This window comes from Sphingobacterium sp. PCS056, assembly GCF_023273895.1.
Classification (GTDB): domain Bacteria; phylum Bacteroidota; class Bacteroidia; order Sphingobacteriales; family Sphingobacteriaceae; genus Sphingobacterium.
The window spans coordinates 3,836,153-3,849,265 of record NZ_CP096883.1; the positions used below are offsets into that span (position 1 = coordinate 3,836,153).

At 37.7% G+C, this 13,113-nt stretch carries 11 protein-coding genes; 1 reads left to right on the forward strand and 10 read right to left on the reverse strand.

Annotation, left to right across the window (positions count from 1 at the left end; genetic code table 11):
• Positions 1 to 259: 259 nt before the first annotated feature.
• The 6 genes from MUB18_RS16055 to MUB18_RS16080 all read right to left on the reverse strand — a co-directional run bounded on the left by MUB18_RS16055 (position 260) and on the right by MUB18_RS16080 (position 7,829).
• On the reverse strand, positions 260 to 1,384 hold the full coding sequence (locus MUB18_RS16055; RefSeq protein WP_248753832.1) for a DUF2891 domain-containing protein: 1,125 nt from the start codon (positions 1,382 to 1,384) through the stop codon (positions 260 to 262).
• Positions 1,385 to 1,469: 85 nt separating this feature from the next.
• Positions 1,470 to 2,972 carry an alpha-L-fucosidase gene (locus MUB18_RS16060; protein WP_248753833.1) on the reverse strand — a complete coding sequence of 501 codons (1,503 nt, stop codon included), beginning with the start codon at positions 2,970 to 2,972 and terminating at the stop codon, positions 1,470 to 1,472.
• A gap of 10 nt (positions 2,973 to 2,982) precedes the next feature.
• Positions 2,983 to 4,608, reverse strand: a complete 1,626-nt coding sequence (locus tag MUB18_RS16065) for a beta-N-acetylhexosaminidase (RefSeq protein WP_248753834.1) — start codon at positions 4,606 to 4,608, stop codon at positions 2,983 to 2,985.
• Between the two features lie 177 nt (positions 4,609 to 4,785).
• Entirely contained in the window at positions 4,786 to 5,487 is a 702-nt protein-coding gene (locus tag MUB18_RS16070) for an SIR2 family NAD-dependent protein deacylase (RefSeq protein WP_094771946.1), read from the reverse strand.
• Between the two features lie 14 nt (positions 5,488 to 5,501).
• Positions 5,502 to 5,948, reverse strand: a complete 447-nt coding sequence (locus MUB18_RS16075) for a hypothetical protein (protein ID WP_248753835.1) — start codon at positions 5,946 to 5,948, stop codon at positions 5,502 to 5,504.
• A 42-nt stretch (positions 5,949 to 5,990) separates the two neighbouring features.
• A complete protein-coding gene (locus MUB18_RS16080) occupies positions 5,991 to 7,829 on the reverse strand; it encodes an alpha-L-fucosidase (protein ID WP_248753836.1) in 1,839 nt (612 codons plus the stop codon).
• A 107-nt stretch (positions 7,830 to 7,936) separates the two neighbouring features.
• Here MUB18_RS16080 and rnhA point away from each other — a divergent pair, with 107 nt between their 5' ends.
• Positions 7,937 to 8,434: a ribonuclease HI gene (rnhA, locus tag MUB18_RS16085; RefSeq protein ID WP_108159772.1), complete on the forward strand. Its 498-nt coding sequence runs from the start codon at positions 7,937 to 7,939 to the stop codon at positions 8,432 to 8,434.
• Between the two features lie 83 nt (positions 8,435 to 8,517).
• Here the strand turns inward: rnhA and trxB are convergent, their stop codons facing one another.
• The 4 genes from trxB to MUB18_RS16105 all read right to left on the reverse strand — a co-directional run bounded on the left by trxB (position 8,518) and on the right by MUB18_RS16105 (position 13,106).
• Positions 8,518 to 9,468: a thioredoxin-disulfide reductase gene (gene trxB / locus MUB18_RS16090; RefSeq protein ID WP_021190301.1), complete on the reverse strand. Its 951-nt coding sequence runs from the start codon at positions 9,466 to 9,468 to the stop codon at positions 8,518 to 8,520.
• Positions 9,469 to 9,515: 47 nt separating this feature from the next.
• Positions 9,516 to 10,466, reverse strand: coding sequence for a 3'-5' exonuclease (locus MUB18_RS16095; protein ID WP_248753837.1), 951 nt, complete (start codon positions 10,464 to 10,466; stop codon positions 9,516 to 9,518).
• Positions 10,467 to 10,558: 92 nt separating this feature from the next.
• Positions 10,559 to 11,863, reverse strand: a complete 1,305-nt coding sequence (locus tag MUB18_RS16100) for a M16 family metallopeptidase (protein ID WP_045756305.1) — start codon at positions 11,861 to 11,863, stop codon at positions 10,559 to 10,561.
• Positions 11,853 to 13,106 (reverse strand): M16 family metallopeptidase, encoded by a 1,254-nt coding sequence (locus MUB18_RS16105; protein WP_248753838.1) that lies wholly within the window; start codon positions 13,104 to 13,106, stop codon positions 11,853 to 11,855. The genes MUB18_RS16100 and MUB18_RS16105 overlap by 11 nt, the downstream gene beginning before the upstream one ends.
• Between the last annotated feature and the right edge of the window lie 7 nt (positions 13,107 to 13,113).

Below are 13,113 nucleotides of genomic sequence, written 5' to 3' on the forward strand. Positions count from 1 at the left end.
CAGTTAAACATCAATCTATATTCCAAACAGTCAATTTGAGACAAGATGTCATATTTTAAGTTAAAATGACAATATCAGGGCTGTTCATTGCTTGACTTAATCTTTATTTTTTATTGTAGCCGAGTATCCATTAAATTTAAACGTATCGGAAGTGTGTAGGCTATCAGCTGCTCTCTCCTTCTTATTTAAAGAAATTGGGGTACATGAACTGATTATGCTCAATGCGATTATAATCGAAAAAATAAACTTGATCACAAACTTACTGATGTGTTATGGCATAAAGCGCAAATGTTCCTAACCAATGTGAGCCCATATAGTAGTCATTGCTGATATTAGGCAATGAGTAAGCCAAATGGTTATTTGCCTGTTGATGTAAATGATTTAGTTCCGGTAGTTTAGTAGCGATGCCATTAAGACAAGTTGCACGGCTAAAATTCAATCCATCTAAATGAACAAGCTTGCCATCCGTACGGTCTTTAACAATACCCGGCTCTAACTTAAATTCTTTCACAAATAAATCGGGCATAAAGTCTGTTAACCATTTTTTATATTCGTCATCATTTAAAACTTTTGTCATCAATAATGCCTCTTCTAAACAAGGAGAAAGAAAGTCGCTACCACTTGGCTCAAATGCCAGAGAGCAAGATTTATCGTTTATAAAAAGGCGCTTTGCATGTTGTGTAATTAAATTTTCAAAAGCGTTATCTTGCGTTACCTTTGCATAATCCATTGATAAACTAAATCCAAAAGCGGTATTATCATGCTGTCCCGAACGGATCGGATAAACAAGTTTAGGTAAATACCCTTCATAACGTTTTACAAGCAGATCTGCCAAAGGCTGTAGCGCTGTGGCCCACTGTTTCCCTTCAGGATCATTCCAAGTCAACAACTCTGCCTGCAGCTGCAAGAGCCACGCCCATCCATAGGTGCGTTCGAAGCTTGTATTATTACTGTCCAGGAAGAAAGCAATTTCCTGATCAACATTCGTTTTGGTTATCTTATCATTCAGGATCAGTCTCGCCTGTTTACTTTCACTGAGGTTAGGGAAAGTTTTCAATATTTTAACGATAGACCAATAGCCATGAACGGATGAATGCCAATCAAAACAACCGTAAAAAATGGGATGTAATTGTTTTGGTGATTTCAGATCCTGAGCAGATCCGATGACCTGACCCAGTTTATTTGGATACTCCTGTTCAAGGCAATGTAATGGCAATGCCAATATTCTTTTTGCCTCAGTAGAATCCAGCACGACCTGTTGATTTTTTCCTGTTTCGCTATTTCCTGTTTCTGATTGTTGAGAAGTCGATCCTTGATTTTTGTTGCTATTGTTGCATGACAATAAAACAGTACAAGTAAAAATGGTAACTAATATTTTGAACATTTTCGGTACATGAATTGATTTCTAAAAATAACAAAAAAAAACCAAAATCATTGTTTTGGCTTTTCAAACTGTTTCAAACTATATTTTACATCTTAGCATCCATTAGCTTCTCCGCTTTTATTTTAGGTGCACCCGTTTTCATTTTAATGACAAAGGCTCTATCCGACTGGAAACTTTTCGGCAATAGCACATCATAATAGGTATTTTTATCGAGATCAATACCAAGATCCGAATGACGCACCTCTAACATTTGTCCATTAGCTAATAACGTGGCAGACACAGGAACCTCTGTCGCTGCCTTGGGTACAGATATCCGGACAATATGATTGACGGGCCTGTTGAAAACAGTGAGGTATAAGTTATCTGCTTTTTTAGTGAAGTACCCCAGTTTAGAATTGGTCATTCCTGCATGTTTGGCTCCATAGATCGCTTCACCATTTATTTTCATCCACTCACCAAGCTCTTTTGCTATTTTATCTTCCTCAGGATGCATATTTCCCTGGCCATCTGGCCCGAAATTTAAAACAAAATTACCACTTAGGGATGCTGAATAGGTCAGCATATCGATAATATCATCGGTGGTTTTGGTATAAATACCCGACCAATCTTTCATATATCCCCAACCGTTTGGTGGAATCGTCATCACACAATCCCAATCGCGCCCCTCTAACCAAGTGATATCTCCCGGCAATTTACGCTCCCAGCCTTGTTCATAATCACCCAACATCTGACCATTGGAATCAAAATGACGTTTCCCAAATTCATCATTTCGGAAACGGGAGCCAATGATAAGACCAGGATGTTTTTCCCGAAGTTCTTTTTCAAGATTGTAAGTAAAATCATAAGACTTTATCCAAGACTGATCCCAAGTACCGTCAAACCAAAATCCTTTCATCTGTGGATAATTGGTCATCAACTCCAGTAATTGATTTCTAGTATATTTCAAGAATTTATCAAACTTTTTCTTTTCCTCTGCCGTTATTGGTTCTTTGCCCATATAATCTGGATTGTTCCATTCCAATACAGAGAAATAAAGGTACACATCGATACCTACTGCGGTATAGGCATCTACAACCTCTTTCACAATATCTTTTTTATAGGGTGTCTTACTGATATTATAAGGCGAATATTTGGTTGGCCACATCGCGAAACCATCATGGTGCTTTGTCGTAAAAATCACGTACTTCGCTCCCATGTCTTTTGCTTGCTTTGCCCAACGCTTTGCGTCAAAATCTTTGGGATTAAATTGTTTGTAAAGGTTGTCGTATGTATTCACCCAATCTTTAGGGGCTGATGGTCCTCTCCATGAACGGATCCATTCAGATGCTGCCGCACCTCCACGTGCACTCACTCCTTCCCATTCATTCCCTGGTATTGCATATAGCCCCCAATGTATAAATTGACCTAATCCATAATTGCGGAATGCAACCATTGCCTCATCTGTACGATTGGCAGGTGACAATGGTCCATACTTAATTTCTTTGATTTCTGTTGATTTAATTTTTGGTCCGGTCCATTGTGCCTGTAGAGAATTGGCTCCAGCTAACAATGCCACAGCAAGTATAGATCTGCTTAATAAGTTATTCATATTTAATTGGTTATTCAGGATTATCAATATAAACGCGTTGTGTCTTTTTTATCACCACCGGTTCAGGATGTGCATTTGTAAATGGATCGTAGTAGTACAAATTTGCTTCACGATACAAATTCAAATGTTTTTTCAATGATTCTGAAAATTGCACGTAATTTTTATTTGAACTTTTCGTCCAACCGACCTCCGCCAGAGCGGCCAATCGTGGAAAAGTTAAATAGTCTAATCTATTGGTATTGATAACGGTTTCCGTCCATAAATTTCCCTGAATACCTAAAATCTGATTTTTCTCGGTCGTCAACGAAGCATAATGATCTGGAGAAAAATTATAAACATTTTCTAAAGGATTGTACAGTTTTCCCCATTTTCGCCCATATTTATGCGATTCTTCCTGTACAAAATCAAAATAAAGTGGTAATCTTGGTGTCAGTATTGTTTTATAGCCAGCCTTTAATATGGCTTTCAACTGCTCGGGTTTATCATGTCGCCACCACATGAGTATCGTTTTCTCTTTTGATAAATCGGCATCTACCATCTCATCCCATGCTAGTAAAGTGGCATCCATTGTTTTTAGCGAATCTGCCATGCGACGCATAAAGTAATTTTCTACCGCTTTGTTATCATTTAGATCATGCTTCTGCTTCAAATCCTGCACGTGGGTATCTGAATTCCATGTTTCACTACCAAAGGATACTTCATCTCCGCCTAAATGTATTACCGCCGATGGAAACAGCGCTTTCGTTTCACGCAATACCTGAGTTAAAAAAGAATACGTTATATCTTTAGCCGGATGAAAAGTAAAATCCGGATGTTTTTCATTTCCACCACCACTCAGTTGCGGGTAAGCCCGATTAGCCGCTGTGGCATGGCCCGGCATATCGATTTCTGGGATGACTTCGATGTTCCTTTCTTGTGCATAAGCTACAATCTCTGTAATGTCTGCCTGCGTATAATAGGCCGCGGGAGCATATGGATCAGTCTGGGAGCCAATACCACCGACCAATGTTAATAGAGGATATTTTTGGATTTCTAATCGCCAAGCGGGTTCATCAGTCAAGTGCCAGTGGAACTTATTGAGTTTATAAAATGCCATCCAATCTAAGATGGATTTCACCTTCTCCTTTCCAAAAAAGTGACGTGATTCATCTAACATAAAACCTCGCCACGGATATGCTGGTTTATCTTTGATTTCAAAAGCAGGAATAGTGATTCCAGACGCAGATTTATTTCCAAAGCTAAATGCTTGCAAAAGCGAACTGACGGCATGGGTAGCTCCTGCAGGAGAGCTTGCATAAATAATTAGCGTACTGCCCGCTGTCTTAATTTCATATTCTTCACTTTCAAGATGTTGCTTACGAACAAATTGAATTGCTGAAATCTGTTTTTTATCATGATGGATAAGTCCTGTATAACCAAATTTTGATAAAAGCTGCTTTTGAAGATACTGACCAACCGTATCAAAAGTCTTATCTCCAATCTGTATTTTACCAGATGAAGGAAAGAAATACGACCCTTCCGTCATCTCTATAAAATCTGGCTTCGGAATTAGAGATAACTGTGCTTTCGTAACACTGGAGCTAATCGTAAACAAGACGATAAATGCTGCTGCTTTGCCAAGTTTTTTTGTGATCATAAAATTTTATTAACCCTGTCACGACTACGCCTTGATTGTCTCGAGATGTGGTCAGAAAGAAAAACGTATTAATTCGATTTATAAAATCTAAATATATGCTTCTTGCACATGATCTCAGGGAATATCTAGGATGCAAACGATTGTGCAAATGACGAAAACGTTAGCGTAATGAATTGCTTACAAAGTAGCATATCGCTCTATTAGCTGAGCAACCAGATAGGGAACTGCTTCCGATGCAGCACTTTCTATAGTACTTGCCCGTTTGGGTATCCGCGATGTGTTAATCTGTTTATCAACAACATACAAATCGCATGTAGGTGCTATTACATCAACTAATCCAGCAGCTGGATATACCGCCAAAGAGGTGCCGATAACAATCATAATGTCGGCCTCTCGTGCCATTTCGATGGCTGGTTCCATATTCGGAACTGCCTCACCGAACCATACTATATTAGGTCTTAATTGGGAACCTTTTTCACATAAGTCACCCATTTTGATCTCATAACCGTCGATTGGATAGATTAGCCTTTTATCTTTTGATGAGCAAGCTTGATCTAATCTTCCATGCAAATGAAGCACATGATCAGAACCTGCCCGTTCATGTAATGTATCCACATTTTGCGTCACAATCTGTACATCAAACGACTTACCCAATGCGACCAGAGCTTCATGCGCAGCATTAGGTTTAGCCTGCATAGCGACTTGTCGCCGCATGTTATAAAAATCTTGAACGAGTTTGGGATTACGGTACCAGCCATCAATACTAGCAACGTCATCTACATCATGCCCCTCCCACAATCCATCCGCATCTCTAAATGTCTTAATACCACTTTCTGCTGAGATACCAGCTCCGGTAAATACAATGATTTTCTTCTTCATATCTTCATTATCTACTACCAAGTTAAGACCGAATCTTGGAAATTTGTGGGCAATTGCAATTTAATGGAGTCTTTACTGCTGATGACATTATTATTGGACGTTATAAATGCTCTTTCAAAACTCACAAAAATCTTATTCGGTATATGCAGTTCTAAGGGAGATTTGGCCTTAAAAATGTAACGATTATTTTCCAAACTAAGATTTTTATAGATGCGATAAGCAACTACCTTAGCCTTTATTTTTTCAACTCCAGCGAGTTTCTTTATATCTGTTGTATTTTGAGCTTCGGTATCCTCATAGTACATAAAATGATCCGAATTAGCGAGATCTCTAATATCCATGCGTTGCTCTAGCACTTCCCGAGCAAGTGAATCGGCACGTTGCTTTTGCGTTTCATTTCCGTTTCCGTGATTACAGGAAAGTAGCAGTGACAAGGGTAACAGTGTTAAAATATATTTCATAATCATAAAAAAAGAGGCAATTTTAATTGCCTCTTTACAAATTTATAAATTACTTTCAATAGCTCCTACGTGCTCTCGATACAATTCAATTGGTTTATCCAATAAAACAGCAATTACTGTCATGTTTTTATCCACCCGTTCTTTAGGAACGTCCATATAAACAATACCTGGAGTCGAACTCCAGTACAGTTTATTGAATATATCATGACCGATCATAGAACCTTCGCCTACTATACGTATACGTGCAATGGTATTCTTAAGCCCTTTTAATGCAATAGGACCTGTTGGAGTTCCTTCAACGAAAAGATAAAGTGTCTGCTTATCTTTAGATAGCGCACTTAGTCCAGCGTAATGTCCATCAGGAATTCCAGCTTCAGCATCATGTAAAATTTCAGCATTTTTTGCTACCCACTCTTTCATATCGGCAGATGCAAATTTTAAGTTTTTATCTAGTATATCGCCGTCTGCACTGATTTTGTCTTTAAACAAATTGGATCCCATGGCAGTAGCTTTACTAATTGTTGCAATGGCATGCGCTGCTTGATTTTGGCCAGCAATTTCATAAGCAGTATAACTCACTTCTTTTCTTTCCAAATCAATAGCTGGCTTCTCATTAAAGGTAATGGCTACAACAGTTACAGCTGGATCGAAATTAGCTGTCGGTAGATTTAATTCTAACGTATAATCATCATACTGATAATCTATTTTGTCTGAATTTCCAACAAATTTAATTGAAGTAGGTTTAGTTTTCAGACCTTGTAAAACTAATTTATCTTTGACATTATCCAAGTAGATGTATAATGTTTTTCCATCTTTAGAAAAAGCATTTTTATCATTCCAAAACCGAGATTGAACTCCTGCTCGGGTACCATAAATAGCGTCCTTGTGTTTAGAAGTCCATCTTCCTAATTCTTTCAAGATCTGCACCTGTTCTGTAGGAATTGTCCCATCAGCTTTAGGGCCAATATCCAATAAAAGATTTCCGCCCATTGAAATACAATCTACCAAAGTACGGACGATCATGTTTGGTGTTTTATAATGATGGTCAAAATGCTGATATCCCCACGAATCATTCATGGTATAGCAGAGTTCCCAGTAGCGTGCTTCAGGTTTTACAACCGGAATACCCTGCTCTGGAGTATCATAGTCACCGTGTTGATTCAGTCTGGAATTGATGATGATATTGGGATTATACTTGCGCAATTGCGTCAATGTTTCTTTTGCACGCCACTCCTGATCGTTGTGTTCCCAATCGCCATCAAACCAAATTAAATCTGGCTTATATGCTTTAGACAATTCTGCTAACTGTCCCTGATAGTAATTCACAAACTTATTCCAACGATTGGCATCATCGCCTACGTTATAACGTTTTTTTATTCTCGTATTGACATCATAGTCAGGATGACTCCAATCTGGCAAGGAGTAATATAAACCGGTTTTAAGACCTTTTTTCTGAAGTGCGGTCACAAAGGGAGTCAAAACATCCTTTTTAGCAGCAGCATCTTTAGCTGTGGTAATCGCATTATTCGACTTGCTATCCCAAAGCGAGACCCCATCATGATGACGTGTTGTTATGACCGAATACTTCGCTCCCGATTCCTGAATCAATTTTGCCCATTCTTCCGGTTGATATTGGTTGGCTGTAAAACCAGCCAATTGCTTCATGTAATTTTCATGACTGATATAGTTATTGAAAAAAGCCCAAGATTCAGAAATTCCTCTCACTGAATAAATTCCCCAGTGGATAAAAATGCCTAGTTTTGCATCTTCAAACCATTCCATCTTTTTCTTTTCTTCATTATTTTTAGTTTCTTGTGCAAAAACGTTATAGCTTGAAAGCGCTATAAAAAACACAGCTAGGATTGACTTCTTTCGAATCATGTCTACTAATTGAAATATTAGGTTTTAAAAGGGGAAAAGTAAGAAATATATTCATGCAATTCAAACTTAAAGTCGCTATTTTGGCTTAATAATTTATCTTTGTATGGATGATTGAATTATATACGGATGGCGCTTCAAGCGGTAATCCAGGACCAGGTGGCTATGGCACAATATTAAGAACAATTTATACGGGTGATAACGAAGCGTATAAGGGGAAATTAATTGAAAAAGAATTCTCTGGTGGCTACCGCAAGACCACCAATAATCGAATGGAGCTAATGGCAGTAATTGTTGGTCTAGAAGCTTTAAAAAACTTAAATCAACAGGTTACGGTATATTCCGATTCCAAATATGTCATTGACGCCATCGATAAAAAATGGGTGTATGGCTGGATTCAAAAGGGATTTGCTGGTAAAAAAAATAAAGATCTTTGGATTAGATTGATGCAGGTTTACAAACTACATCAGGTAAAATTGGTGTGGGTAAAGGGTCATGCTGGTCATCCGCTCAATGAACGATGTGACCAATTGGCGGTAAAAGCCTCTAAAGATAAATCTTGTTGGAAAATCGATTCTGTTTTTGAAATGGAAGAAGCAAAAGGATAAACAGAAATTATTATAATCTGTTTGAAATAGCAGAAGAAAGGCTAGCGAAATTGATATCGCTAGCCTTTTTATTGTTAACACGATTACGCAACATCTTCTTTAGCTGCCAGATAACGTTCTGCTTCCAAAGCGGCCATACAACCTGTTCCCGCAGCCGTAATTGCTTGGCGATATACATTATCCTGTACATCTCCGCAGGCAAATACACCTGGAATATTGGTTGCCGTAGTATTGGGTTGAGTGATTAAATAACCCGTTTCATCCATGTCCAAGATACCGTTGAAAAGTTCTGTATTTGGCTTATGCCCAATAGCAACAAAAAAACCTGTTACATCCAGCACTTTTTCAGATTGATCTTTGTTATTTAAAACACGAACACCTGTTACCACTTGACCATCACCTAAGATTTCCTTCGTTTCCGAGTTATAATGCACTTCAATGTTGGGAGTATTCATCACACGGTGAACCATTGCTTTAGAAGCTCTAAATTCATCACGACGTACCAACATATGTACCTTAGAACATAATTTTGCCAAATAAGTAGCTTCTTCGGCGGCTGTATCACCTGCACCTACAATAGCAACTTCTTGGTTTTTAAAGAAAAAACCGTCACATACTGCACAAGCAGATACACCAAAACCGTTATACTTTTGCTCACTATCCAATCCCAACCATTTTGCAGTAGCTCCAGTAGCGATGATCACAGTATCAGCAGTTACTGTTTTGATACCATCAATCTCAACCTGATGCACTGGACCAGAAAAATCAACTTTGGTCGCATATCCAAAACGGACATCTGTACCAAATCGTTCTGCCTGCATCCTTAGATCTTCCATCATGATTGGACCTGTAATTCCTTTAGGGTATCCAGGAAAATTATCAACTTCAGTTGTCTGAGTCAATTGACCCCCTGGTACCATCCCTGTATATATAACCGGTTTCATATCAGCACGGGCTGCATAAATAGCTGCCGTATATCCTGCGGGTCCTGAACCAATTATTAAACACTGTAGGTGTTCTATTTCTTGAGACATAATATTATTTTATAAAATCTTATTTTCTAATTAGCTAACCACTTGACCTAACCAAATTTATTTTTTAGACTTGCTAACATATCATTGGTGATCGCTGTTGGCTGGCTCTTATTTTCTTGTTTTTGAAATTCTTTTTTAGCCTGTTTTTTATCTTCAGCCGCGTGAATAGGTTCTGTTGATTTCGTTGCCTTTTTAGCCGCTCTATGCTTATTCCAGATCGTCTCTAAGCATTTCTTGGTATATAATGGGAAATCACCGTTCTGCATCCAAGCGTAATAACTCGGCTCAACATCAAATACATCCGTGACAGGTCTGCCTTTATGTTTACCGAAATTAATCACTTCGACCCCATCTTCATTGTAAACAATACGTCCTGCAAAATCAACTGGCTTTGTCATATTGGTAAACTCGGACAATGCTTGCACATCATTGACAACGGGTACAGATTGCTTACCATGTTTATCTTCATATACAGCTCCGTCATATTTCTTTAACTGTGCTTTTAAAACTTCATACGTGGCTCTTACGTCTGCTTCAGCATTATGTGCATTTTCCAAACTTTCACTGCAATAGAATTTATATGCAGCTTTCAAAGTACGCTGTTCCATTTGATGGAAAATATTTTGAACGTCAACAAAAACACGATTTTCTAATGAAAAATTAACTCCTGAACGCAAAAACTCCTCCATGAGCATCGGAATATCAAACTTATTTGAGTTATAACCCGCTAGATCTGCGTCGCCAATAAATGCTGCAACTTCTTCGCTTATTTGTTGAAATGTTGGCGCGTCTATAATATCGTCATCATATATACCATGGAACATGGATGATTCAGCAGGAATAGGTATAAGGGGATTGATCCGCTTCGTATACACTTGTTCCTCCCCATTTGGCAACACTTTTAATATTGATATTTCAACAATTCTGTCTGCCGAGATATTGATTCCTGTAGTCTCTAAATCAAAGAATGCTAAAGGTTTCTTGAGTTTCAATTCCATTACGAATTTTATTTATTAAATTGTTCCATACATCATTGTATACAACAAAAATACAAAGTATGAATGATTTTTTATTTATTGAAAGCCTATAATTACAATTTAGAGACTAATTCCATTGTTTTCATCTTTCCAATGACAATTTTGATCATCTTATTATAATCAAAATATCGTTCCGCTATTTCTTTTACTTTCTCAGGAGTCATTGCATTGATTTCTTTCATATAGTGATCGTAATACGATAATTCCATATTTGAAAGTAGTACATTCTTAAATTTATCGGCATGTGAAAAAATACTTTCCAAAGATCCCAACATGGATCCTGATAAATAATTTTTCACCAGTTCTAGCTCTTCTAAGGGTGCATGCTCTGTCCTCAAGATTTCAATTTCTTTTTCTATTTCAATCAGGGTGGCATCGGTGACATCTACGCCGACCTCAGTAGCAATAGTCATAAAGCCACCATACATCAATGTACCAACTGCTGATCCGATACTATAGGTATATCCTTTTTCTTCCCTAATATTACGCATCAATCTTGATCCAAAAAAGCCGCCAAGTAACGTATTGACAAATTGTAAAGCTGGATAGTCCACATGATTACGATTGATGCTCGGCATACCGATACGAATTGCTGATTGCAAAGCATCAGCTTTTTCTTCATAAATCAAATGTCCAGTATCTGCCTTTAACGTCGGAGCCACTAAAGAAGTGGTTTTCATGGAAGTCCAATCTTCACCAAATTGCTGACTTAACTCTTCAAGTAAAGCTTCAGAAACATTACCTGAAACAATTAATCTACAATTAGATGGCGTAAATTGCTGATGATATAAATCAATTAATGCATCTCTAGAAATCAAATCATAATCCACTAATGTAGGCGTTTTTCCGTAGCGATTTTCGGTTCCGAAAACATGATTATAATATGCTCTTCTCGCTAAGAAATCATTTTTCTGAAGAGAAACTTGCAATTTCTGCTTATTATTTCTTAGGTATGTATCCAGCTCTTTTTGCGGTAAAGTAGATACCGTCAGGATTTCCTTAATTAACGGTAATAGAACAGCGCTATGCTTATTTAATGTATATAATGTTAATGAGGTGATATCAAATCCATATTCTGGCATTAAGAAAGCACCATAAAAATCAACTTTATCAGCAATTTCAGCACTATTGTAATTTATTGTTCCTTCTTTTAATAAAGCACTGAGCGCACTGTTTAAAAGTGGATTTTCATGTTCATTAAATACATTATTAAAAATCCATTCAATACGTACCAACTCTTGATCTGGAGAATGAAAAACATAGACAGGTAGTCCATTTTTAAATTTTAATACCTGTGGTTTTTTTAAATGAATATCACCGATTGGATTGGTTGGTGGGGCTATTGCTCTATTCAGCATTTGCGGCCTCCTTTGCTTTATAATACAATATGGTTGCGTTTTCTTTTCTAAAAATTTCTCTTGCTTGCTGCTGAATAGCCTCAGGTTGCACCGCTAAGTATTTAGCTGTTTCATGATTAAGTTCATTAGCATCACCTAATAACTCGTAGTAAGCTAAGTTCATTGCTTTATCTAGGATAGACAGCTCGGCAAAAACATGTGTGGATTCAATTTTATTTTTTACTTTTTCCAGCTCTTCAGCAGGCACTTCAATTGATTTCAAAATATCAAGTTCTTTCCAGATGGCTGCCTCAGCTTCTTCTAGTGTAATCCCATTGGATGGTTTTCCCTCTATTAAGAATAGATTGGGGTCGATACTCCCCATAACATAAGCATTAATTTCACTGAATAACTCTTGTTCTTTGACTAATCGACGATAAAGTCTTGAAGAAGATCCTCTAGAAAGCAAATCCGACACCAAGTCCATTGCGTGGTAATTTTCGTCCATTCGTGCAGGTGCGTGAAATGACATAAATAAAGCGTCTAATGGAACGTCTGCTACGACTGTTTCTCGACGCTCGCTCAGCTGCTTGGGCTCTTGTGGTATATTTCTATGATATTTATTTCCTGCAGGGATATCAGAAAACCATTTTGAAACCAATTTTTTGATTTCCTCAAATTGGACATCGCCCGCAATAACCATTATTGCATTCTGAGGAGTATAATGCTTTTTAAAAAATGCTTTCACATCTTCCATTTTTGCATCTTCAATATGTTTGAGTTCTTTACCAATAGTCGCCCACCTGTACGGATGTACTTGATACGCCAAAGGCCTTAATTTCAACCATACATCACCATACGGCTGGTTGAGGTAACGCTGCTTAAACTCCTCACTAACAACACTTCTTTGTGTCTCTAAGCTTTGTTCCGAAAAGGAAAGGCTCAACATGCGATCTGATTCTAACCACAATGCTGTCTCTAGATTAGAAGAAGGTAATGTAATGTAGTAATTCGTAATATCATTACTGGTGAACGCATTATTTTCTCCACCCACTCGTTGCAGAGGGGTATCGTAATCTGGAATATGAACAGACCCTCCGAACATCAGATGTTCAAATAGATGTGCAAATCCCGTTTGATCTGGAGATTCATCTCGTGCACCAACATCATATAATATATTTACACAGGCCATTGCTGTGTTATTGTCTTCATGAACAAGCACACGAAGACCATTTTCGAGTTCAAATTTCTGATAAGAAACCATTCAGGTT